The 22,886-nt window shown below is 68.0% G+C and carries 16 protein-coding genes and 4 pseudogenes; 9 read left to right on the forward strand and 11 right to left on the reverse strand.

What is annotated here, in order from left to right; translation table 11 throughout:
• Positions 1–9 precede the first annotated feature (9 nt).
• On the reverse strand, positions 10–810 hold the full coding sequence (locus A5658_RS26695) for a hypothetical protein (protein ID WP_156751666.1): 801 nt from the start codon (positions 808–810) through the stop codon (positions 10–12).
• Between the two features lie 157 nt (positions 811–967).
• On the opposite strand from A5658_RS26695, the gene A5658_RS26700 reads away from it, so the two are divergent.
• The 3 genes from A5658_RS26700 to A5658_RS26710 are packed head-to-tail and all read left to right on the forward strand — an operon-like array spanning position 968 to position 4,139.
• Entirely contained in the window at positions 968–1,867 is a 900-nt protein-coding gene (locus tag A5658_RS26700) for an alpha/beta hydrolase (protein ID WP_067342482.1), read from the forward strand.
• The gene (locus tag A5658_RS26705) at positions 1,864–2,979 is read left to right on the forward strand and encodes an acyl-CoA dehydrogenase family protein (RefSeq protein WP_231997456.1); all 1,116 of its coding nucleotides are present in this window, start codon (positions 1,864–1,866) and stop codon (positions 2,977–2,979) included. The genes A5658_RS26700 and A5658_RS26705 overlap by 4 nt, the downstream gene beginning before the upstream one ends.
• Complete coding sequence (locus A5658_RS26710; RefSeq protein ID WP_067342484.1) at positions 2,979–4,139, forward strand: acyl-CoA dehydrogenase family protein; 1,161 nt, start codon at positions 2,979–2,981, stop codon at positions 4,137–4,139. Before A5658_RS26705 ends, A5658_RS26710 begins: the two co-directional genes overlap by 1 nt.
• Here A5658_RS26710 and A5658_RS26715 read toward each other — a convergent pair whose 3' ends face one another.
• The 3 genes and pseudogenes from A5658_RS26715 to A5658_RS26725 all read right to left on the reverse strand — a co-directional run bounded on the left by A5658_RS26715 (position 4,140) and on the right by A5658_RS26725 (position 7,398).
• Positions 4,140–5,429 (reverse strand): amidohydrolase family protein, encoded by a 1,290-nt coding sequence (locus A5658_RS26715; protein WP_067342485.1) that lies wholly within the window; start codon positions 5,427–5,429, stop codon positions 4,140–4,142.
• Positions 5,423–6,496 (reverse strand): annotated as a pseudogene (locus A5658_RS26720) (CoA transferase); the annotation flags it as partial. The pseudogene A5658_RS26720 and the gene A5658_RS26715, both read right to left, overlap by 7 nt.
• The gene (locus A5658_RS26725) at positions 6,475–7,398 is read right to left on the reverse strand and encodes an acyl dehydratase (RefSeq protein ID WP_231997458.1); all 924 of its coding nucleotides are present in this window, start codon (positions 7,396–7,398) and stop codon (positions 6,475–6,477) included. The pseudogene A5658_RS26720 and the gene A5658_RS26725, both read right to left, overlap by 22 nt.
• An 80-nt stretch (positions 7,399–7,478) precedes the next feature.
• Here A5658_RS26725 and A5658_RS26730 point away from each other — a divergent pair, with 80 nt between their 5' ends.
• Positions 7,479–8,621, forward strand: coding sequence for an acyl-CoA dehydrogenase family protein (locus A5658_RS26730; RefSeq protein ID WP_067342491.1), 1,143 nt, complete (start codon positions 7,479–7,481; stop codon positions 8,619–8,621).
• 67 nt (positions 8,622–8,688) lie between these two features.
• Here the strand turns inward: A5658_RS26730 and A5658_RS26735 are convergent, their stop codons facing one another.
• From A5658_RS26735 to A5658_RS26760, 6 genes are all read right to left on the reverse strand, one after another.
• Complete coding sequence (locus A5658_RS26735; RefSeq protein ID WP_369830574.1) at positions 8,689–9,576, reverse strand: enoyl-CoA hydratase/isomerase family protein; 888 nt, start codon at positions 9,574–9,576, stop codon at positions 8,689–8,691.
• Between the two features lie 53 nt (positions 9,577–9,629).
• Positions 9,630–11,168 (reverse strand): fatty-acid--CoA ligase FadD4, encoded by a 1,539-nt coding sequence (fadD4, locus tag A5658_RS26740; RefSeq protein ID WP_067342493.1) that lies wholly within the window; start codon positions 11,166–11,168, stop codon positions 9,630–9,632.
• Positions 11,169–11,228: 60 nt separating this feature from the next.
• Positions 11,229–12,512 (reverse strand): sodium:proton exchanger, encoded by a 1,284-nt coding sequence (locus A5658_RS26745; protein ID WP_067342495.1) that lies wholly within the window; start codon positions 12,510–12,512, stop codon positions 11,229–11,231.
• A 160-nt stretch (positions 12,513–12,672) separates the two neighbouring features.
• The gene (locus A5658_RS26750) at positions 12,673–14,502 is read right to left on the reverse strand and encodes a phosphoenolpyruvate carboxykinase (GTP) (protein WP_067342497.1); all 1,830 of its coding nucleotides are present in this window, start codon (positions 14,500–14,502) and stop codon (positions 12,673–12,675) included.
• A gap of 125 nt (positions 14,503–14,627) precedes the next feature.
• Positions 14,628–16,202, reverse strand: a complete 1,575-nt coding sequence (locus A5658_RS26755; protein ID WP_082993440.1) for a hypothetical protein — start codon at positions 16,200–16,202, stop codon at positions 14,628–14,630.
• A complete protein-coding gene (locus A5658_RS26760; RefSeq protein ID WP_067342500.1) occupies positions 16,199–17,134 on the reverse strand; it encodes a hypothetical protein in 936 nt (311 codons plus the stop codon). The genes A5658_RS26755 and A5658_RS26760 overlap by 4 nt, the downstream gene beginning before the upstream one ends.
• A gap of 197 nt (positions 17,135–17,331) precedes the next feature.
• On the opposite strand from A5658_RS26760, the gene trmB reads away from it, so the two are divergent.
• The 4 genes and pseudogenes from trmB to A5658_RS28585 all read left to right on the forward strand — a co-directional run.
• The gene (trmB, locus tag A5658_RS26765; protein ID WP_067342502.1) at positions 17,332–18,108 is read left to right on the forward strand and encodes a tRNA (guanosine(46)-N7)-methyltransferase TrmB; all 777 of its coding nucleotides are present in this window, start codon (positions 17,332–17,334) and stop codon (positions 18,106–18,108) included.
• Between the two features lies 1 nt (position 18,109).
• Entirely contained in the window at positions 18,110–18,778 is a 669-nt protein-coding gene (locus A5658_RS26770) for an NYN domain-containing protein (RefSeq protein WP_067342504.1), read from the forward strand.
• A 49-nt stretch (positions 18,779–18,827) separates the two neighbouring features.
• Positions 18,828–21,197: pseudogene (locus A5658_RS26775) on the forward strand (MMPL family transporter); the annotation flags it as partial.
• A 6-nt stretch (positions 21,198–21,203) separates the two neighbouring features.
• A pseudogene (locus tag A5658_RS28585) lies at positions 21,204–21,746 on the forward strand (AI-2E family transporter); the annotation flags it as partial.
• Between the two features lie 75 nt (positions 21,747–21,821).
• Here A5658_RS28585 and A5658_RS28590 read toward each other — a convergent pair.
• On the reverse strand, positions 21,822–22,280 hold the full coding sequence (locus A5658_RS28590; protein ID WP_067342506.1) for a hypothetical protein: 459 nt from the start codon (positions 22,278–22,280) through the stop codon (positions 21,822–21,824).
• Here A5658_RS28590 and A5658_RS26785 point away from each other — a divergent pair.
• Positions 22,227–22,886, forward strand: a pseudogene (locus A5658_RS26785) (MMPL family transporter); the annotation flags it as partial. The gene A5658_RS28590 and the pseudogene A5658_RS26785 sit on opposite strands and share 54 nt — an antisense overlap.

The following is a 22,886-nucleotide window of genomic DNA, read 5'->3' on the forward strand; positions in this document are numbered from 1 at the left end:
GAATCGGCCTCAGACGCTCGGCGCGGGTTCCGGGAGCAGACGCAGTGACGGGCCGACAGCGGTGGCCAATTGTCGATAGTTGCCATCGGTGTGGTCGTGGTACCAGGTTGTCTGCCCAGGCGCCGGCAGCCCGGCCGCTCGCAGTGTGGTCGACAGCGGGCGGTAAGACGGCGTCAGCGGTATCCGGTGAACGACATGCACGATGGCGGGACGCTGCCTGAGCGGGATGCTACTCAACGCGGCGGTCAGGCTGGCCGCGGTGAGGCTGCCGCCGCTGCCGAGCATCACAGCTGCGACCGCGACGTCGTGGGCGTCGGTAGCGACGGGATAGACCACGGCCAAGTCGATCACGGTGATGTCGCCCAGGGCGTCGCAAATCGGCTGGCAGAAAACCGGCCCGCGCATCGACTGGATCACGGTGTTCCTGTTATCGACAAACCAATAATCGCCGTCGCGGTCGCGGCGAAACAGGTGCTCTGTGGTGATCCAGGTGTCTCCCTGGGCAAAGACCCCGCGCATCGACACGCGCGCGGCGTCGAGTCCCGGGCGCGACTTCGCCAACAGCACGCCGATCTCGTCGTTCGCGCAGGGGCGCACGAAACCGTGCTCATCTTCGATGAACCGGCCCGTCGTGGCGTCGTATCCGGCGAGCCGAATCTCGGTGCTGCCCGGCAGCGGCCGGCCCTTGGCCCCGATCTTTGTCCCCGCCACGTTGGCTAGCACCGCATCTCCCTCGGTGGATGCATAGAATTCCAGCACTCGGGCTGAGGCGAATCGCTCGGTGACCCTGTGCCACAACCCGAATGGCATTCCGGCTCCGATGAACAGGCGGATCGGATGATGTTCTTGAAGCTCCGGCGCCGTGACTGTGCTGTAGCGAAGAGCCAATATTGGGACGCACTCAAGTTTTCCGCGTTAACGGCGGAGCCCGGGACATGGCGCCCGACGACGTTGCCATACTGGATCGATGCCGAGCACCGATTTCCATCCCGACCTCCGCACAATCGCCCGTTTCGCGCCCCGTTCACTCGTCGGTCCGAGATCGCTGAAACTGATCCGCAAGCTTTCGTCGGTGATCCAGCGCGGCGGGAGCGGCAAGGGCGATGTCGAGGCGCTCATCCTGCGTTCCGGTGTCGGGGTGCGGCTGCACCGTCCGGCGGGCGTCAGCCAGCCCGGTCCTGCGCTGCTCTGGATTCACGGCGGCGGCTACGTCATCGGCAACGCGCAGCAGGACGACGAACTGTGCCGCCGGTTCGCGCGCGAACTGGGCATCACCGTCGCGGCGGTGGACTACCGTTTGGCTCCCGAGCACCCCTACCCCGCGCCGCTGGAGGACTGCTATTCGGCGCTGACCTGGCTGGCCGCCCTGCCGGCGGTCGACCCGGCCCGGGTGGCGATCGGCGGGGCGAGTGCCGGCGGCGGGTTGGCCGCCGCCTTGGCGCTGCTGGCGCGCGACCGCGGCGAGATCAAGCCGAGCCTGCAACTGCTCGCCTACCCGATGCTCGACGACCGCAGCGGGTCGACGCCGGAGAAGCCGAACTACCGGTTGTGGAGCCCGAAGAGCAATCGCTTCGGCTGGGCGGCCTACCTCGGCAACGCCGACCCGAACGTCGCGGTTCCGGCGCGCCACGAGGATCTGAGCGGGCTGCCGCCGGCGTGGATCGGGGTCGGCACCAACGACCTGTTCCACGACGAGGACCTCGCCTACGCCGAGCGGCTCACGGCGGCCGGGGTGCCGTGCCACGTCGAGACGGTGTCGGGCGCGTTCCATGGCTTCGACCTCATCGTCCCGAAAGCCTCTGTGTCCAAAGCGTTTTTCGCCAGCCAGTGCGAGAGCCTGCGGTCGGCGCTGGCCGCGACGGCGTGACACCATTCGCCGTCAGCGACGAACAGCGGGCGCTGCGCGGCGCGGTCGCCGACCTGATGGCCCGCCACTCCGGCGAGGCTCAGGTACGTGCACAAATGGCCACCGACAAGGGTTTTGACCCCACGGTCTGGCGAGAGCTCGCGGCCATGGGTCTGACCGGCCTGCTAGTCGGCGAGGAGCACGGCGGCGCCGGGGCGGGTCCGGTCGAAATGGGCATCGCGATGGAAGAGATGGGTCGGGCGCTGCTGGTCAGCCCGTTCCTGTCGACGGCGGTGCTGGTGCCGAGCCTGCTGACCGAGACCGGTGACGCCGCGGAGTGCGCGGCTGTGCTGCCGCGCATCTCCGCGGGTGAACTGGTCGCGACGGCGGCCTTCGCCGAAGACGGCTCGGCCGTGGTGCCGTCGACGATCGCCACGTCGGCGGGCCGCATCGGTGATACCTGGCACGTCACCGGTTACAAGCATTTCGTGCTCGACGGGCTGTCGGCGCAGCGGATCTACGTGCTGGCCACGACCGATGCGGGCCCGGCCGTCTTCGCGGTCGATGCCGGCGCGGACGGCCTGTCGGTGACACCGCTGTCGACCGTCGATCCGACCCGCAAGCAGTGCAGGCTCCAATTCGTCGACACCCCAGCGATTTTGGTCGGCACGCCGGGCGCCGGCGTCGAATACTTCAACGCGGCACTGGACCGCACCGCGCTGGCCCTGGTGAGCGAGCAGGCCGGCGGCGCTCGGCGCGTGGTCGAGATGGCCACCGAGTACGCCAAGACCCGCTTCCAGTTCGGCCGCGCCATCGGTAGCTTTCAGGCCGTCAAGCACATGTGTGCGGACATGCTGTTGGAAGCCGAGTCCGCGGTGTCGGCGGCGCGGTTCGCCGCGCAGGCGTTTGCCTTGGGCACGCCGTCTCGCCTGGCGGATCTTGCTCTGGCACAGGCGTATTGCTCAGACGCCTTCGTCTTCGTCGCGGCGACCAGCATCCAGGTGCACGGCGGTATCGGGTTCACCTGGGAGCATCCTGCGCACTTGTATCTGCGGCGTGCCCGCAGCGATGCCCAGCTGCTAGGCAGCGCGTCGCTGCATCGGGAACGGTATATGCGGCGGATCGGAGCGTGATGAACGACGACGAACTTCGCGCCGAGGTCCGGAAGTGGTTGGCGGACAACTGGAATCCGCACATCGACCGCGGCAGCTGGGCTCACATCGTCGTCGACGCCGGGTGGGCCACCCCCAGCTGGGAACCCGAGTTCTACGGCCGTGGCCTCACCGATGCTCAATCTCGCTTGGTGGCAGCGGAATTCGCTGCGGTCGGAGCGCACGGCTGCGGGCACGACCGCGGCAACCTGTTCGCCTGCACGCTGCACGAACTCGGAACCGAGGAGCAGAAGCGACGGCTGATTCCGCCGTCGATCCGCGGGGAGACCAAATGGTGTCTGCTCTACAGCGAGCCCGGTGCCGGCTCCGACCTGGCGGGACTGCGGACCCGGGCCGAGCGTGACGGCGACGAGTGGGTGATCAACGGCCAGAAGGTGTGGACATCGTTCGCCAAGACGGCCGACTACGGCATGCTGGTGGCCCGGACGGACTGGAATGTGCCTAAGCATCAGGGCATCAGCTTCTTCATGCTGCCGATGAAGCAGCCCGGCGTCGAGGTCCGGCCGATTCACCAGATCACCGGCGAATCAGAGTTCAACGAGGTCTTCATCGAAGACGCCCGCGTGCCGGGGGAGAACCTGGTCGGCGAGTTGAACGCGGGGTGGTCGGTGCTGCAGACCGCGCTCGGCTACGAGCGACGGTTCATGGCCGACATTGCCCGCACCGCCAAAGAAGCCAAGCGGCCGCGCGACGAGAAGGGCCATCTGCTGGTCGAATTGGCGCGCGCGGCCGGCCGATTGGACGATCCCTATATTCGTCAGCAGATCGCCCGCGTCGACGCGCTGGCCGCGGTCAACCGGTGGAACGCCCAACGGTCGAAGGCCGCCACCGATCGCGTCGAGTCGGCCACGCTGATGGCGCTGGGAAAGATCGCCATGTCACGGATCCTGCATGAGACCGCACGGGTGGAAACCGAAATCGTCGGCGCGGAAGCCATGTTGACCGGCCCGGACAACCCAGTCGGCGATGCCGTGACCTTCCGGACGCTGAACGCCTACTTCACCTCGATCGGCGGCGGCACCGACCAGATTCAGCGCAACATCATCGGCGAACGCGTTCTCGGCCTGCCGAAAGAGCCTGAGCCGTACAAGAACACGCCGTTCCGCGAGCTGCCACACTGATTACGCGAGGCGTCCGCCAATGACGGTGGCGGCGACCATACCCGCGTCCAGTTCGGCTAACACGGTTTCCGGCGTGACGCTCAGCACGCACAGGTCGGCGGGTTCGCCGGGCGCGATTCGACGTGGCTGGATGGGATGGTCGGGGTGGCCCAGGAACATCGTCAAAGCCGTTCGGGCCGGGACACGTTCGCTTGCACCCAGCACCACCCCGCTGGGCGTGGTGCGGAGCACGGCGGCGCGCATCGCCGCCCACGGGTCGCCGTCGCCGAATGGCATGTCGGTGGAGAGTGCCACTGGCACGCCGGCGTCGAGCAGCGAGGCCACCCGCCAGAGTTGATCGTGCTCGTCGGCCGGCACCTCGTCGAGGTACTGATCACCGCGCTCGGCGACGAAATTCGGCTGGGTCACCACGGTGATTCCGAGGTCGGCGAGATCGTTCATGCTGTCCGCCGGGACGACCGCGGCGTGCTCGATGCGATCGCCTGGGTGGCAACCGGTTTCGCGCAGCGCGGCGATCGTCACCAATAGCTGAGCTGCGGTGACGCAGTGGACGGCCACCGGATGGTCGTCGCGGTGCCGTTCGGCTATCCAGCCGGCAAGCTGCTCGAGGTCCAGGTCGTCGTCGTGCAGGATGCGTTTGCCGGGAGCCAGGCAGTGCACGTGCTGGCGGAGTTCGCCGCGCCGATGCAGTTGCGACAAGCCCACAATGTCGGCGATCGCGAGATCCGGTGTCGCATCGGTGACTCCGGTGACGCCGTAGCGGGCGAGCCGCTCGCTGAGCTCGGCCAGGCTGGTTTCGCTGCGACCCACGGCCTCGGCCCAGGAGCCGGTGCTACGTAGTCGGCCGTCGGGATGATCGCCAAGACCGATGCGCTGCAAGCCAGTTGAGTTGAGGATCCACAGCACTCCACTGCGGTGCTGGACGCGCAGCGGAATCGCCGGGGCGATGGCGTCGAGGGCGTCGCGGTCCAGGGGTCCGGCGACCGAGTCGTGGTAGCCGACGGCGCGGATCCAGCCGTCGTCGCCGGGCTCGGCGGCGGCCAATGCGGCGGCCAGTCCGGCGCGGTCGCGGACCTGGGGCGGGCCGACGCGCGGGGAGGTCGCCGCCGCGGCAGCGGAGTACAGGTGCACGTGATGGTCGTGCAGACCGGGCAGCACGGTTCCGCCCGCTGCGTCCAGCACGTCCTCACCGGGCCGAGGCGTCAGGGTGGCCGCGACGTCGTCGATGCGGTCGCTCATTCTGAGGTCGACCGCCGTCCCGTCGAGCGTTACAGCGTTCTGAATCAGCATCTTTCGGCCACCAGACGGTCCACGGTGGCATTGTCGGCGCCTAACGCGGATGCCGGCGACACCATCGGGCTATCAGCCGTCGGTGCGGGCGACTTTGGCAACGCCGCGTAGCGGGCGGCCACCTGGGCCATCGCCACGTCGATCACCTCGCCGCCGCCGCGGCGCAGCGACTCCGCTATCGCCCGCGCCGCCTCCAACCCACTGAGCGGGTCGGCGATCGCGTCGCCGAGGAACACCGGCCCGTCGCCGACCAGTCCGCCGGCGACCGCGGCGTCGTCGCCGAAGGCCGGGCGGTCCGGTTGGTCGTGATAGCCGTTGATGCGCAACCAGATTCGGCCCGGTGGGCCGGGCACATTCTCGGCGTCTAAGTGACGCCGTCGCAGCGCCGCCGGCCGTGAGCCCTCGATCACGATGTCGGCGACGCCGAGCAGCCGTCGGACGGCGTCCGCGTGCGTGTCGAAGTCGACTGCGTAGCAAAGCTTTCCGGCGTTCATCCAGTCGAAGAACGCCGGTTCGCCGCGCCGGGTGCCGTCGGCCCGCTTCGGGCTTTCCACCTTGACGACGGTCGCGCCCGCTCGGGCGAGGAGTTGCCCGCACAGCGGGCCTGCCCACAGCGACGACAAATCGGCCACGAGTCGCCCGTCGGCTGGTCGCGGCGGCGCGGTGGGACCGCACGGCCGGACAATCGGCTCACCCGCCGAGGCCTCGCCCAGTGCCGCTGCGGCGATGTCGAGCAGCTGGGCCCGCTTCACGACCTCCGCCGCCGGTCGCGTTGCCGCCCAGCGGGATAACTCGGCCCACGGATCGGTCACCGTGTCGACTTCCAGCACGGCCGGCAGCGCGGCGATGTCGTCGTCCCGCGGCAGCGCGACCGCACACCACCCGTCGGACGTAGGCAGTAGCCGGGTGGCACCGCCGGCCGAGATCCGGCCGGGCTGGCCAAGATTCAGCAGCGCCGCGCGGCCCGCGAGCATCATGTCAGCGTCGACCGCCGCGCCGAGCAGCTCGCCGATATCGGCGGCGACGCGGCGGGCTTCGACCAGCATCAGAATTGCAGCGCGGTGAAACGCCAGTCGAGGACTTGTCGGGTGTCGTCGGGATTGCCGCTGAAGGCGTAGACCACCGACCGCAACCCGAGCACACCGCCGCCGTCGGTCTGCTCGGCCGACTCGATGTGCAGTTCGCTGTAGAGGGTGTCGCCCTCGTACACCGGGCCGGTGTGGTCGCACGACTTCCAGCCCAGGACGGTCGCCAGGTTCGGCAGCAGCTTGCTGGCCTGCGCCAGCGCCAGCCCGATGGTGTGCCCACCGTAGACCAGTCGACGTCCCCCCAGCCGTGAATCATGGTGGACGCCAGCAAGATTCAAGGTCAGGCGAGCCAGCTCCGGTGCGCTGGTGACCACGTCGGCGCTGCTGTGCAACACCTGCCCGGCCAGGCCGGCGTCGAAATGCGGGCCGGTGACCCGGCTGCGGAAGACGTCGCCGTTCCATTCGGCCGCGGCGGACGGCGGCGTGGCCAGGTCGGCGCCGATCGTCGACAAGTCGTCGGCATGGTTGGAGCCATCGGGGTCGGCGTCGGCGCTCAGCGGCAGCATCGCGCAGCGGTAGAAGTCCAGGATCAGCCGGTCGGCCTGGTCGATGGTGGTGATCCGCAGCGCCATCAGCCCGGTGGGCGCGCGGCCCGGTTTGGCGGAGTTTTTCTTCAGCCCGACGATCTCGGTGCGGGTGAACAGCGTGTCGCCGATCGACGGGAATCGGAAGAATTGCAGGCCGCGATAGAACAGGTTTGCTTTGACGTGCTGGGTGGCCAGCGTCGACTGCCCGATCGCGACGTCGCAGACCAGGCCGGGATGCGCCAACGTCCCCGGCACACCCGTCACCGCAGCGGATAGCTCGGCGTCGAGCGGCAGCCGTAACCGGTCGCCGAGGATGCTCTGGTGCACCGCGGCCAACCCCGGCGTGAGCGTCATCGACGGCGCCCCGGTGAAGACCTGACCGGCGTGCACCTGGTCGAAGTAGGGGCCGACGGTCACCGTGCCACCATGGGCCGATGAATGACGATGAGGCGATGTTGGTCGCGACGGTGGGTGAGTTCGTCGATAAAGAGGTTCGGCCGACGGTGCGCGAGGTCGAGCATGCCAATGAGTATCCCCAAGCGTGGATTGAGCAGATGAAGCGCATCGGGATCTACGGGTTGGCCGTACCTGAGGAGTACGGCGGGACGCCGGTGTCGATGTGGTGCTATGCGCTGGTGACCCAGGAATTGGCGCGCGGCTGGATGAGCCTGGCCGGGGCGATGGGCGGGCACACCGTGGTGGCAAAGCTGCTGACGCTGTTCGGTACCGCGGAGCAAAAACAGCGGTATCTGCCGGCGATGGCCACCGGTGAAGTGCGGGCGACGATGGCGCTGACCGAGCCCGGTGGTGGCAGCGATCTGCAAAACATGTCGACCACCGCGCTGTCCGATGGTGAGGAGTTGGTGGTCAACGGCGCCAAAACCTGGATCTCGAATGCGCGTCGCTCGGGGTTGATCGCGCTGCTATGTAAGACCGACCCGGCCGCCCAACCGCGGCACGCCGGGATCTCGGTGCTGCTGGTCGAGCACGGGCCCGGGCTGACGGTGTCGCGGGATCTGCCGAAGCTGGGCTACAAGGGCGTGGAGACCTGCGAGCTGTCCTTCGACAACTACCGGATACCACGCACGGCGATCCTGGGCGAGGTTGCCGGCAAAGGGTTCGCGCAGATGATGAAAGGCCTTGAGACCGGGCGTATTCAAGTCGCCTCGCGCGCGTTGGGGGTGGCTACCGCGGCGCTGGACGATGCGCTGGCCTACGCCCAACAACGGGAAAGCTTCGGCCAGCCGATCTGGAAACACCAGTCGATCGGCAACTACCTGGCCGACATGGCCACCAAGCTGACCGCGGCTCGTCAACTGACACGGTATGCCGCCGAACGCTACGACCGCGGCGAGCGCTGCGACATGGAAGCCGGCATGGCCAAACTGTTCGCCTCCGAAACCGCCATGGAAATCGCGCTCAACGCCGTGCGCATCCACGGCGGCTACGGCTACTCCACCGAATACGACGTCGAACGCTACTTCCGCGACGCCCCCCTCATGATCGTCGGCGAAGGCACCAACGAAATCCAACGCAACGTGATCACCACCCAACTCATCTCCCGCGGCGGGCTTTAGCGCCTCGAGTGGCCAGTTTCGGCCGAGTTTTCCGCGATGTCAGCGCCATAAGTGGCCACTCGGCGCGTCAGGCCAGAGCGTCGACGAGGCCCCACGCCAGCGCGGTCGCCGCGTCGAGCGTCTGCCCGCTGAGCACCAAAAAGGCTGTGCGCCAGCGCCCTATCCGACGGGTCACGCTGACGGTGCCGCCGGCGCCGGGGATCAGGCCGAGGGCCAGCTCGGGCAGCCCGAACACCGCATCGGGCGCCGCCGTGATCCGGCCGCAGAAGGCGGCCATCTCCAGCCCGCTACCCAGCACCCGGCCGTGCACCTCGGCGCGGCATGCCGCGCCGAGCCGTGACGTGACGGCGTCGAGTGCCAGTGCCGGGCTGTGGCGGGTGCGGGCCAGATGTGCGCTGGCCGGGTCGGTGAAGGTGCCGAACTCGTCGAGGTCTCCGCCGCTGCAGAACGACGGCCCGTTGCCGGTCAGCACAACCTCGTCGACCGACGAATCCAGTTGGGCCACAGCCAAGGCCTCCAACAGCGCGGCCCGGGCATCGGTGGAGAACGCGTTGTGCCGTTGCGGGCGGTTGAACGCGATGTGGAGGGTGTCGCCGTCGCGGCGGACTTGCACCGGATCGGGAATGTCGGGCACCGTGGCCGGGCCACGGTGGGCCAGCCAGCGGGCGAACTCCGGGCCGGCCTGCAGCGTCGAGTAGGCCAGCGACTCGCTCACCACGCCCGGCAGGGCCGGGGCCGCGGGGTCTACCGAGCGCAGCACGTCGTCACACGTCGCGGCCGCGATCGGCCACCGCTCGACGCGCTCGGTCAATGCGGCCACAGCCTTGTCGACCGACGCCACAGTGATCGCCCGGCGGTCGGCTGAAGCATCCTCGGTCAGCGTGAAAGTTGCTCGCTCCAACCAATATTCGGAGGCGCCGGCCAACGAGCCGACGGCGACAAGCGGATCGCCCAACGCCGCACAGTCGATCGCGGAGTCGGGCTCCGATACGTCGACAATGCGCAGTGTCACACCGAATACTTCTTGATCAGTTCTTGTTTGAACATCTTGCCGGTGTCGGTCCGCGGCAACTGCGCCTCGAACGAGATCGACTTCGGGCACTTGTAATGCGCCAACCGCTCCCGCACCCATGCGGTCAGCTCGGTGGCGAATTCATCGGTCGCATCGGCCGGGTCGACCGTCTGCACCACGGCCTTGACGCTCTGGCCCATCTCGTCGTCGGGAATCCCAAACACCGCTGCGTCAAGCACTTTCGGATGCGTGACGAGCAGGTTCTCGGCTTCCTGCGGATAGATGTTCACCCCACCGGAGATGATCATGTGGTGGCGACGATCGGTGAGGTACAAGTAGCCGTCCTCGTCGACGTAGCCGACGTCACCCACCGTCGCCCAGCCATGCCTGTCGCGGGACGCGGCCGTCTTCTCCGAGTCGTTGAGGTATTCGAAGGAAAAGCCGCCTTCGAAATAGATTTCACCGGGCTGCCCGGGCGGCAACTCGTTGCCGTTCTCGTCGAGGATGTGCAGCTGACACATCATCGGCTTGCCCACCGACCCGGGATGGGCCAGCCACTCCTCGGCGCTGATCAACGTCGAGCCGATGGCTTCCGAGGAGGCGTAGTACTCGTCGACAATCGGCCCCCACCAGTCGATCATCTGTTTCTTGATCTCCACCGGACAGGGAGCCGCCGCGTGCATCACCCGTTCCAGGCTGGACAGGTCGTACGAATTACGGGTCGCCTCGGGCAGTTTCAGCATTCGGGTGAACATGACCGGGACGAACTGTCCGTGCGTGACGCGGTGACGCTGGATGGCGTCCAGACAGCCTTCGGGATCGAACTTCTCCAGGATCACCGTGGTGATGCCGCCGGCCTGCACCGTCATCGACCACACCGACGGCGCCGTGTGATACAGCGGTGCCGGGCTGAGATACACCGCGTCCGGGTGCATCCAGAAGCCGACCAGAGCCGACATCATGCCCGGCGCTTCGGCCGGCGGCACGTGCGGCAGCGCCCGCTTGATGCCCTTGGGTCGGCCCGTTGTGCCCGACGAGTACTGCAGCAGATCGCCTTCGATCTCGTCGGCGATGGGCGTATCCGGTTGGTCCGCAACGCATTCGGGGTAGCGCGCCCAGCCGTCCAGGTCGCCGGCCTCGGAGCCGGCGAGCAGTAGCAGGTCCGGCAGACCGTGGGGTAGATGTTCGGCGAGGTTCTCGCACGTCTTACGCAGCGCGGCCGATCCGATGATCGCCTTGGCGGCACTGTTGTCGATGATGTATGCCGCTTCCGGCGCGGTCAGGTGCGTGTTGATCGGCACGTAGTACAGCCCGGCCCGCCGGGCCGCCCACATCACCGCGTGGATGTGCTCGTTGTTCTCCATCAGGATCGCGACGGCGTCACCCTCGACCAGGCCGGCCTGCCGGAAGTAATGCGCCAGTCGATTGGCCCGGGCTTCCAGTTCGTCGAACGTGATTACCGTGCCGGACGGGTGAAGGATGATGGCGGGCTTGTTGGCGCCACCCTGGCCGGAGGTGTGCTCGCGAATCTGCATGGGCAGACTGTACCGCCGCAAAACTTGACAGCTGTCAAGAGGGCTCGCGAAGCCCGCCGACTAGGACGAATGCACGCGCTCGGGGTGCGGATGCGGGTGGCCGCCGTGCCGCTTGGCCCGGCCACCGAACGGCGCGGACAGCGTCGCCGGCAACTCCCGCCGATACCGCACCAGCGCCGCAACGGCGATGGCCGCGTAGACGCCGCTGAGCGCCAGCCGTCCCTCGGTCGAGGTGAGCGGGAACTGCACGGCGAACAACACCAGCAGCGCCCACGCGCTCCAGCGCTGGAACCGCAGGCCGAGCAACAGCGTCACCCCCATCAGGGTCTGCGCGCCGGTGAGCACGATCTCCTCGATCTGGCGGCCGTCCAGATGCATTGCGGCACTTCCGCCGCCGAGCATGAACGCTAGCGGTAACGACCCGACCAGTAGCGTCCACTGGTTGACCTTCGCCGAGATCAGCGTCGTGATCGCGATGTCACCCTTACCGCGGGACGCGAAGATCGTCGCGATGATGAACTCCGGGGCCTCCGACGCGAGCGGCGCGAGCCACTGCACCAGCAGGAAGCGGTCGATACCCAGCTTGGTTCCGGCCCCGATCAGGTTGTCGGCGAACGGTTTTGCACACGTCACGATGACCGCCGCGGCGAGCAGGAACAGCGTGGCCACCACGACGCGGCGCACCCGGTCCGGTAGCGCACCCAGTGCCGCGGCGGTACCGATCAGCTCGGGTTCCTCGACGTCACCGCGGCTCAGCTTGTACAGGTAGAAACCGAACCAGCCCAGCACCGCGATGCCGAACGCGATGTGGATGCGGCCGGTGACGGGGATGACGAACGCGGCCACGCCGGCGAACATCAGGAAACCGATCTCCACCCGGTTGCTGGCCTCGAGCTCCACGCCGTCGAGCGTGCGTCCGGAGCCGCGGCGGGCCACCAGCACGCTGACCAAGACGACGACCGGCCACCCCAGACCCATCAGCAGCCGGTTCGATCCGGTCATGTTCGCCGCGGCGTACTGGGTGTACTCCGGCACGTGGCCGGCGGTGAACGCGTAGTACAGGTCGACGGCGTATTCGGGAAGGACCGCGATGACGGCCAGTACCGCGACGGCCAGGCTGCCGGACACGTCGATCTGGGCGGCCTCGGCGGCCCAGGCCAGGACGAAGCTGGCCCCGACGACGGCGCCGCCGTAAACCAGCAGACCCAGGACGGGCTCTACCTCGATGCCGAGGATGCGCAGTACCAATGCGGGGACGATGACGACGCTGACGATGCCCAGCGAACGGAACAACGTCCGCGATCGGAGACGTGACTGCGTTACAGCCCCCGCGGTTGTTGTCACGCCGCTAAGGTACCCGCCAACCACCCATCCAGCAACATAGACTGGCTAGGCGAATGAACACGGGGCGCACCAGAAGTTTGCTGGTCAGCACCGCCGTATCCGAGAGTTCGGCTCGCCGAGCTTTTGGTTGTGGCAACCCTGCCGAGGAGGCGGCGTCGCCCTAGTTGGACTCGGCGAGGCGCTGCTTGAGGGCCTCGAACTCGTCGCGGACACCGGTGGGCAGCTTGTCGCCGACGAACTCGAACCACTCCTCGATCAGCGGCAGTTCTTGACGCCACTCGTCGACGTTGACCGCCAGCGCACGGTCCACGTCCGCGGGGTCGACATCGAGGTCGTTCAGATCGAGGTCGTCCGCGGTGGGCACGACGCCGATCGGGGTTTCCTGGCCGCCGGCCCGGTGCTCGATGCGGTCGACGATCCACTTCAGCACGCGGCTGTTCTCGCCGAAGCCCGGCCACAGGAACTCACCCTTGTCGCCGCGGCGGAACCAGTTGACGAAGAACACCTTCGGCAGCTTCGACTCGTCGGCGTTCTTCCCGAGGTCGATCCAATGCTGGAAGTAGTCGCCGACGTGGTAGCCCAAGAACGGCAGCATGGCCATCGGGTCGCGGCGGACGTCGCCGACCTTGCCCTCCGCCGCAGCGGTCTGCTCGCTGCCCATCGTGGCACCCATGAACACGCCGTGCTGCCAGTCGCGGGCCTCGGTGACCAGCGGGACCGTCGTCTTGCGGCGGGCGCCGAAGAGGATGCCCGAGATCGGCACGCCCTGCGGGTCGTCCCACTCCGGGGCCAGGATCGGACACTGCGACATCGGAGTGCAGTAGCGCGAGTTGGGGTGCGCCGCCTTGGTATCCGTCTCGCGCAGGATCCAGTCGTTGCCCTTCCAGTCGATCAGGTGGTCGGGCTCGCCCTCCAGACCTTCCCACCACACGTCGCCGTCGTCGGTCAGCGCGACGTTGGTGAAGACGGTGTTGCCGCCCTCGATGGTCTTCATGGCGTTGGGGTTGGACTTCCAGTTGGTGCCCGGCGCGACGCCGAAGAAACCGAACTCGGGGTTGACCGCGTACAGCCGGCCGTCCTTGCCGAACCGCATCCAGGCGATGTCGTCGCCGAGGGTCTCGGCGCGCCAGCCGGGGATGGTGGGCTGCAGCATCGCCAAATTGGTCTTGCCACAGGCCGACGGGAACGCCGCGGCGAAGTAGTACGCCTTGTTTTCCGGCGAGATCAGTTTGAGGATCAGCATGTGCTCGGCGAGCCAGCCCTCGTCGTGGGCCATCGCCGAGGCGATCCGCAGCGAATAACATTTCTTGCCCAGCAACGCATTTCCGCCGTAGCCGGAACCGAAGCTCCAGATTTCGCGGGTCTCGGGAAAGTGCGTGATGTATTTGGTGTCATTGCACGGCCACGGCACATCTTTTTGGCCGGGCTCCAGCGGAGCACCGATCGAGTGCAATGCCTTGACGAAAAAGCCGTCGTCACCGAGCTTTTCCAACGCGGCCTTGCCCATTCGGGTCATTACCTTCATCGAGGCGACGACGTATTCGGAGTCGGTGATCTCCACGCCGAGCTTGGGGTCCTCAGCGCCGAGCGGGCCCATGCAGAACGGGACCACCCACATGGTGCGTCCGCGCATGCAGCCGCGGTACAGCTCCGTCATGGTCGCGCGCATCTCGGCCGGTGGCTTCCAGTTGTTGGTCGGGCCGGCGTCGACTTCGCGCTCCGAGCAGATGAAGGTTCGTGACTCGACCCGCGCCACGTCGGACGGGTCCGACAGCGCCAGGTAAGAGTTCTTGTGCTTCTTCTCGTTGAGCTTGGTGAAGGTGCCCGCCTCGACCAGTTGGTCGGCCAGCCGCTGCCACTCTTCGTCGGAGCCGTCCGCGAAGACGACGCGGTCCGGCTGGGTCAGCTCGGCGACCTCCTCGACCCAGGACAGCAAGCCCTGATGGTTCGTCGGGGCGGAATCCAGACCGGGAATGGTCGCTGAAGTCATCAAAATCTCCTGCAGTCGCGTTGTGCGGAAGTGCGCGGCTAGTGTGCGGCGGCCTCCACACAGGTTATCGCGAGCTGCATACCCATAAAAAGCCGGGAGCGTATCGGGTAACTCACAGGAACGATTCAGAACACGTTATCGGCGGTGCTGGTCTGTGAACTTTCGTCAATTTTCTCGGCGTCGCCGTCGTCGGACACCGAGGCCTCTGACTCTATGTTCGCATCGTCGGACTGGGTTTCGTCCTCGTCTTCGGCGGGCTCGGGCTCGCCGAGTTCGGCCCGCACCGCCGCGAGAGCGGCCTGCACCGTCGGCATCTCCTGGCCGCGCAGCGCCGCGGCCCGCGCCCCCACGACGGAGTGCTCGCGCAGCTCGGTGTCGATGGCGCTGACCTGCTCGGCCACCCGCGTGCTCTCGCCTTCGTCCTGTTCGCTGAGCGCGGCCGTCAACGCCGACTCGGCGGCCAGCACCCGAGTCGCCACATGTTGTTCCGCCGCGGACTGAACGAGCCCGGTGGCCTCGCCGGCCCAGCGGTCGAGCAGAGCCCGGTCGCGGAGCAGCCCGCGCATGCCGACCACCCAGACCGCGAGCGCAAGGCCGATCGCCGCGCACGCGACGGCCCCGGCGATCGTCAGCCCCGGGGTCAGGTCGGCCAGCAGCCGGCTGAGCGTCAGCGCCACCCCCAGCCCGAAGCCGGCACCCAGCAGCATCATCAGCCGGCTCTCCAGCTTGCGGGACTTCAGCGGCGGCGACGGCAGGTCGACTGTCGGCAGCGGGGTGGCAGTGGGCGGGTCGACGGTCAGGTCCAGGGTCTGGGCCATCTCGGCCAGATGCGTGGTGGTGCCGTCGTCCACTTCGGTGATGACGTCCTTGAGCCGGGTCTTGGCCTCGCCCTCGAACTCCATCAGCCTGCCCCGGCTCAGGCCCGCGGCGTCCTCCTGTAACTCCGATCGGACCGAGGCGCACCGATTGCGGGCGAAGTAGGCCAGCTCGGTGCGGGCCTGCTGGGTCTGGCTGCGCAGCGCGATCGTCCGCTCGGATTTGGCCAGCCGGCGCTGCCGCAGGATCTCGCTGCGCTGTTCCCGCAACGCCTCGACCCGAGCGCGACGGCCCGCGCCCTCGGCGTCCCGGTCGTAGCGGTCGGCCATGGCCTGGAGGCGAGATTGCCACGCGCGCAACCTGTTTCGCCGGGCAAGGTCGCCGTTGGCGAGCTGATCGGACACCGCCGAGGCGAGGTCGTCGATGCGCGGCTCGCCCTCCTCGGGCGCGGCAGCCACCCCGACCCAGCGCACGTCGGCGTAGCGCGGCGCGTGCGCGGCCAGCACCTCGCGGTCGCCGGCCAGGATTTCTTCCCAGTTCCGATGCACGTCGATCTTGGACACGGCACCGATCACCGCGTCCGTTTCGGCGGTCACCGCATCGAGCAGCACGCAGTCGGATTCGGTCAACAGGGCCGCCGCCGAGACGACGAACACCACCGCCGTCGGGACCTCTCCAGGCTGCAGGTCCGCGGACTCGACGAACTTCTTCTTCGGCAGCTTGTCGTTGAGCGCGGCCACCACGGCGGTCACACCGGCCAGCCACGGCCCCGTCACCAGCACGGCGTCCAGGCGCTCGATGCCCGGCGTCCCGAGACCGGGACCGATCGCGGTCACCAGCGCGTCGACTTCGGCAACGGCCTCGGCGCCCTTCTTGCCGCTCACACCGAGCCCCCCGCCTTCGACCACAGCCGCAGCGAACCCCGGACGATGTCGGCGCTGCAAGCGCGCTCGACGCCAGAGGCCGACCCGCGTCGGTGGCGCTGCCAGTGCGTTGCGCGGCGCAGATGCGCCGCGGCAGTGTCGCCGCGATCGACCTCCAGGCCGGCGGACTCGACGGCGTCCGCCGCGGCCATCATCCGGGCGACGACGGTGTCATCGTGGGCGAGGAACTGACCGATCCGCCGATCGGTGACGGCCATCGTCTCCAGTTCGGCGACGGCGTCGATCACGCGCCGGTACCGCAGCTGCGCGCCGAGCGCGTCGATCTTGGCGACGACCTCGTCGATGCCGCTCAGGTGGCGCAGCAGCGCCTCGACCTCGGCTCGGGTCGCGTTGCGCCGGATTGCGGCCGTTGCCTGCCGGACCCCGAAACCGTCGAGCGTCGCCATCAGCCGGCGGCTCGCGGTCGTCTGCCCGGCGGCCACCGCCTGCAGCTCCGCCCAGAGCCGATCGTCCAGCGCGGCGACGGCGAGCAGGCCGACCATCGGTACGACGGATGTTCCGGCGCGGGACGACAGCTGCGCGCAGCGGGTCCGGGCGGCGGCGGTCGGGCCGTCGCGGTGTCGGCCGGGCGCGGTCGCCGCGACCAGGTCGGCCTTGTTCAGCACCGCGAGCACGGGCCGAGCGGTCCCGGCGATGGTGGCCCGATCCTCGGGCTTGACCGCGTCGGCCACGACGACGACGTCCACGTCGGCGGCGGCCGTGGTCGCCACGTTCACCCCGGCGTGCACCAATGCCCGCGTGACCGTCCCGCGGCCGACACCGCGGCGCCCCGACACGGCTACCCGCAACGGGGTGGCGATTCGCTCGGCGATCGCCGCGCAGCGCGGGTCGGAGACCGTGGCCGCAAACCGCTCCAGCTCGTCGACGAAAATTCCAGGCCCCTATCCGCTCATGCCTTCCAGTTGCTAACCCACCATTCTGGCTGAGTACCTGCCATTAGCGGCACAGCGTTACCGGTTTGTCAGTCGAATGGTGACATTTCGCCCAGCCCGCAGGCGAGTCACCCGATACCGACCGAAGGCAACTGTTGGGTATCAATCTGCCTTGCGGGCGGCGACATGATGGGTTCATGGGTCACGATGAACGGATGCGCGCGCAGCCCTCGGTGGACGCGGCCACACCGCCGACGCCTCCTACCGCCCTGCCTGCGGAACGCGAGGTCACCGGCTACCGCCGGACCACCAGTTTCCGCACGCGGCGCTCACAGCTGTCGGCGGCGCAGCAGCGGACCTGGGAGCGGCTCTGGCCCGAGCTCGGCTGCGTCGCCGTCCCGGAGGACGGCCCCGAACCGCTGGACACCCAGGCCTGGTTCGGCCGCGACGCCCCGTTGGTCCTCGAAATCGGTTGTGGCACCGGGACTTCCACGCTAGCGATGGCACAAGCCGAGCCGGACGTCGACGTGATCGCGGTCGAGGTCTACCGGCGCGGGCTGGCGCAGTTGCTCTCCGGGATCGACCGCGAGCACGTCACCAATATCCGGCTGATCCGCGGCGACGCTGTCGACGTGCTGGACCACCTGCTGGCACCCGGCTCGCTGAGCGGGGTGCGGGTGTTCTTCCCAGACCCGTGGCCCAAGGCCCGGCACCACAAGCGCCGGCTGCTGCAGCCCGCCGTGGTGGCGACCATCGCCGACCGGCTGCGCCCGGGCGGGGTGCTGCACGCCGCGACCGATCACGCCGACTACGCCGAACAGATCGCCGAGGTCGGCGACGCCGAGCCCCTGCTGACCAGGCTGGACTTCGGTCCCGACACTCCGGTCTCGACCGTTCGCCCGACCACGAAGTACGAGGGCAAGGCCGAGGTCGCCGGCAGCGTCGTCAAGGAATTCCTGTGGATAAGGCGCTGACATGAGCCTCACTGAAGCCATCGATCCCGAGGTCGAATCGGGGCCCGCGCCGCGACGCGTACTTCTTGTCTGGGATGCGCCGAACCTCGACATGGGACTGGGGTCGATCCTGGGCCGGCGGCCCACCGCGACGGAACGCCCCCGCTTCGACGCGCTCGGACGCTGGCTGCTGGCCCGCACCGCGGAAGTGTCGGCCGGCCACGACGACATCGCGTCCGAGCCCGAAGCGACCGTGTTCACCAACATCGCCGCAGGCAGCGCCGATGTGGTGCGGCCGTGGGTGGACGCCCTGCGCAACGTCGGGTTCGCGGTCTTCGCCAAGCCGAAGCTCGACGAGGACAGCGACGTCGACAGCGACATGCTGTCTCACATCGCGCAGCGTTACCAGGACGGTTTGGCGGCGCTGGTGGTGGCCTCAGCCGATGGGCAAGCTTTCCGAATACCCTTGGAGGAAATCGCGCGTAGCGGGGTACCCGTGCAGGTGCTTGGATTTCGCGAACATGCGAGTTGGGCGCTAGCGTCGGATACCTTGGAGTTTGTCGACCTGGAGGACATCGCCGGTGTGTTCCGGGAGCCACTGCCGCGGATCGGGCTTGATTCGCTGCCTGACCAGGGGGCGTGGCTGCAACCGTTCCGGCCACTGTCCTCGTTGCTGACCTCGCGTGTCTGACAACTCAACATCAATGCGCGGGTCGTCGCAGATCCAGTAAGGAGCTTACGTGTTCGCCTGGTGGGGTCGAACTGTATATCGCTACCGGTTCATCGTGATCGGCGTGATGGTGGCGCTGAGTCTGCTCGGCGGCATCTTCGGGATCAGCCTGGGCAAGCACGTCACGCAGAGTGGTTTTTACGACGACGGCAGCCAGTCGGTCAAGGCATCGGTGCTCGGTGACAACACCTACGGACGAGACCGAACCAGCCACATCGTGGCGACGTTCACCGCGCCGAAGTCGGTCAACGACCCGGCGTGGCAGAAGAAGGTCGTCGGCGAACTCGACGCGTTCAAGAAGGACCACCCCGACCAGGTCGTCGGCTGGGCCGGCTGGCTGGCCGCGCCCACCAGCACAGATCCGGTCATCAAGGGGATGGCCAGCGAGGACGGCAAGCACACCTTCGTCAGCATCCCGCTCAAGGGCAACGACGACGACACGATCCTGACCAACTACAAGACCATCGAGCCCGACCTGCAGAAGCTCAACGACGGCAAGATTCAGCTGGCCGGCCTGGAGCCGATCGCCAGCGCCTTGACCGGGACCATCGCCACCGACCAGAAACGCATGGAGGTGCTGGCGCTGCCGCTGGTCGCGGTCGTGCTGTTCCTGGTGTTCGGCGGCGTGATCGCGGCATCTCTTCCGGCGATCGTGGGTGGCCTCAGCATCGCCGGCTCGACCGGCATCCTGCGCCTGATCGCCGACTTCGGGCCCGTCCACTTCTTCGCCCAGCCCGTCGTGTCGATGATGGGCTTCGGTATCGCAATCGACTACGGGCTATTCGTCGTGAGCCGGTTCCGCGAGGAGATCGCCGAGGGCTACGACACCGAGGCCGCGGTGCGCCGCACGGTGATGACGGCCGGCCGCACCGTCGTGTTCTCGGCGGTCCTGATCGCCGTCTCGGCGGCCAGCCTCTTCCTGCTGCCGCAGGGCTTCGTGAAATCGCTGACGTACGCGGTGATCATCTCGGTGTCGCTGGCCGCGATCCTGTCGATCACTTTGCTGCCGGCGATCCTGTCGATCCTCGGCAAGCACGTCGACGCGCTCGGCGTGCGCACCCTGTTCCGCATCCCCTTCCTGGCGAACTGGCGCCCGTCGCGCGCCTACCTGAACTGGCTGGCGGACCGGTTGCAGAAGACCAAGACCCGCGAAGAGGTCGAGGCCGGCTTCTGGGGCAAGCTCGTCAACGTCGTGATGCGGCGGCCGCTGGTGTTCGCGATCCCGATCATCATCGGGATGATCGCGCTGGTCATCCCCCTGCACAACCTGGCCTTCGGCGGTATGAGCGAGAAGTATCTGCCGCCGGACAACTCAGTTCGGTTGGCGCAAGAGAACTTTGACAAGCTCTTCCCGGGTTACCGCACCAACCAGCTGACGCTGGTGATCGAAAGCAACAACCACAGCAAGGTCACCGATCAGCAGGTCGCCGAGATCCGCAACGACGCCGCCTCGATCAGCGGCTTCACCGACACCACCTGGGCCGAGCGGGCCTGCCCGACCATCGAGGGCAACCCCTGCGTCTCGGGCCCGAATGGCGCTCACCCCAAGGACGATTCGGTCCGGGTAATCCAGAACGGTCTGGTCAACGCCAACGACGCCGGCAAGAAGATCAACGAGCTGAGATCGATCACGCCGCCGAGGGGGCTGACCGTGCTGGTCGGCGGTGTGCCCGCGCTCGAGCAGGACAGCATCCACAGCCTGTTCGACAAGGCTCCGCTGATGCTGGTGGTGCTGCTGACCACGACGATGCTGCTGATGTTCCTGGCGTTTGGCTCGGTGGTGCTGCCGATCAAGGCGGCCGTGATGAGTGCGCTGACCCTGGGCTCCACGCTGGGCATCCTGACCTGGATCTTCGTCGACGGACACCTGTCGAAGTGGCTGAACTTCACCGCGACGCCGCTGATGGTGGTGTTGATCGCGCTGGTGGTCGCGGTCGGCTTCGGTCTGGCCACCGACTACGAGGTCTTCCTGGTGTCGCGCATGGTCGAGGCCCGGGCCCGCGGTATGTCGACGGCCGAGGCCATCCGGATCGGTACGGCGACGACGGGCCGCCTGATCACCGCGGCGGCGTTGGTATTGGCCGTGGTCGCCGGCTCGTTCATCTTCTCCGATTTGGTGATGATGAAATATCTGGCCTTCGGTTTGATGGCGGCGCTGCTACTGGATGCCACCGTGGTCCGGATGTTCCTGGTGCCGTCGGTGATGAAGCTGCTCGGCGACGACTGCTGGTGGGCGCCGCATTGGATGAAGCGTCTGCAGAATCGCTTGGGGCTCGGGGAGATTCACCTGCCCGACGAGCGCAAGGTCCCGTCGGCGCGCGCCCGCGCCGCAGCGCGGCCCGTCGTCGCCGTACCGATCCGGATGGCCTCGGCCGTCGACATACCGCGGGCCCGGGTACGCGCCGCGGGCGGTGCCGGCTTCCGCGCTCTGACCGGCTACGTGCGGGCCACGTTCCTGGTCGCGTTGGTCGACGCGGTGGGTGTCGGCACCGGGTTGGCGGTGATGGCGGTGCCGTTGGCGCTGCCGCTGGCCTCGCTGGTGTTCCTCGGTGCATTCGTTCCGCTGATCGGTGCCGTGCTGAGCGGCTTCCTGGCGGTGATCGTCGCGCTGCTGGCGAAAGGCTTTGTCTACGCACTGATCACGCTGGGCCTGCTGGTCGCGGTCAACCAACTCGAGGCCCACATCCTGCAACCGTTGGTGATGGGCCGCGCGGTGTCGATCCATCCGCTGGCGGTGGTGGTCGCGATCGCGGCCGGTGGTGTGCTGGGCGGCGTCGTCGGTGCGCTGTTGTCCGTCCCGACCGTCGCGTTTCTGAACAACGCGTTCCAGGTGCTGCTGGCCGACGAGCCGGAAGAGGCCGTCGAGGAAAGCGACGACACGCTGATCCAGGCCGACAAAGACAAGCCCGAACCGGTGAAAAGCGAATAGCGCCGCGGCGACGATGCAGGGCGAAGCGATGTGGAGGAGCCGGGCCGTCGGCCTGAGCGAATTCGCGGCCAGCGGCTAGATGCGGCCCTCGCGGCGCAGCAGGTCCGCGGCGCTGAGCCCCCCGCCACGGCGCGGGCGGGGCTGCTCGCCGTGGGCGTTCATCTTCTCGGTGGCTGCGGCCGTGTCAGCATCCTTATTCTCGCGCGGCGGTGTCGGAATCGCGGTGGTGACGTCTTCCGGGGCGTCGTTGGGCGGCGGACCCGACGGCTTGTCGCGCGGTGGGATCTGCAGCGCGCGGGTCTCGTCGGCGGACGGCTGCGGGGGCTGAGGACCAGCGCCGGCCTTTCCGCCGCGGAGGTCGCTGAGCCAGGACTCGATCTCACGGTCTTCGCCACGCGGCGGGCCTTGCGGCGGACTTGGCGGCCGGGCACCCGAAGGGTTCGGCTGAGCCGAAAAGCGGGTTGTCGCAGCCTCTTTGGGCTGACCCTGGGCTCCACGCTGGGCATCCTGACCTGGATCTTCGTCGACGGACACCTGTCGAAGTGGCTGAACTTCACCGCGACGCCGCTGATGGTGGTGTTGATCGCGCTGGTGGTCGCGGTCGGCTTCGGTCTGGCCACCGACTACGAGGTCTTCCTGGTGTCGCGCATGGTCGAGGCCCGGGCCCGCGGTATGTCGACGGCCGAGGCCATCCGGATCGGTACGGCGACGACGGGCCGCCTGATCACCGCGGCGGCGTTGGTATTGGCCGTGGTCGCCGGCTCGTTCATCTTCTCCGATTTGGTGATGATGAAATATCTGGCCTTCGGTTTGATGGCGGCGCTGCTACTGGATGCCACCGTGGTCCGGATGTTCCTGGTGCCGTCGGTGATGAAGCTGCTCGGCGACGACTGCTGGTGGGCGCCGCATTGGATGAAGCGTCTGCAGAATCGCTTGGGGCTCGGGGAGATTCACCTGCCCGACGAGCGCAAGGTCCCGTCGGCGCGCGCCCGCGCCGCAGCGCGGCCCGTCGTCGCCGTACCGATCCGGATGGCCTCGGCCGTCGACATACCGCGGGCCCGGGCCTCGCCGCGGGCGGTGCCGGCCTCCGCGCCACCGGAGCCGAGCGGCCCACGGTCCTGGTCGCGTTGGTCGACGCGG

Origin of the sequence: Mycobacterium sp. 1245111.1 (assembly GCF_001673405.1) — a bacterium.
Classification (GTDB): Bacteria; Actinomycetota; Actinomycetes; order Mycobacteriales; family Mycobacteriaceae; genus Mycobacterium.

Coding starts and splice junctions, on each gene's coding strand:
- A5658_RS26750 (WP_067342497.1), bottom strand. CDS start 14,502: ATGACTTCAGCGACCATTCCCGGTCTGGATTCCGCCCCGACGAACCAT.
- A5658_RS26770 (WP_067342504.1), top strand. CDS start 18,110: ATGAGCCTCACTGAAGCCATCGATCCCGAGGTCGAATCGGGGCCCGCG.
- A5658_RS26695 (WP_156751666.1), bottom strand. CDS start 810: ATGCCATTCGGGTTGTGGCACAGGGTCACCGAGCGATTCGCCTCAGCC.
- A5658_RS26725 (WP_231997458.1), bottom strand. CDS start 7,398: ATGACGCTCACGCCGGGGTTGGCCGCGGTGCACCAGAGCATCCTCGGC.
- A5658_RS26715 (WP_067342485.1), bottom strand. CDS start 5,429: ATGCTGATTCAGAACGCTGTAACGCTCGACGGGACGGCGGTCGACCTC.
- trmB (WP_067342502.1), top strand. CDS start 17,332: ATGGGTCACGATGAACGGATGCGCGCGCAGCCCTCGGTGGACGCGGCC.
- A5658_RS26700 (WP_067342482.1), top strand. CDS start 968: ATGCCGAGCACCGATTTCCATCCCGACCTCCGCACAATCGCCCGTTTC.
- fadD4 (WP_067342493.1), bottom strand. CDS start 11,168: ATGCAGATTCGCGAGCACACCTCCGGCCAGGGTGGCGCCAACAAGCCC.
- A5658_RS26710 (WP_067342484.1), top strand. CDS start 2,979: ATGAACGACGACGAACTTCGCGCCGAGGTCCGGAAGTGGTTGGCGGAC.
- A5658_RS26730 (WP_067342491.1), top strand. CDS start 7,479: ATGAATGACGATGAGGCGATGTTGGTCGCGACGGTGGGTGAGTTCGTC.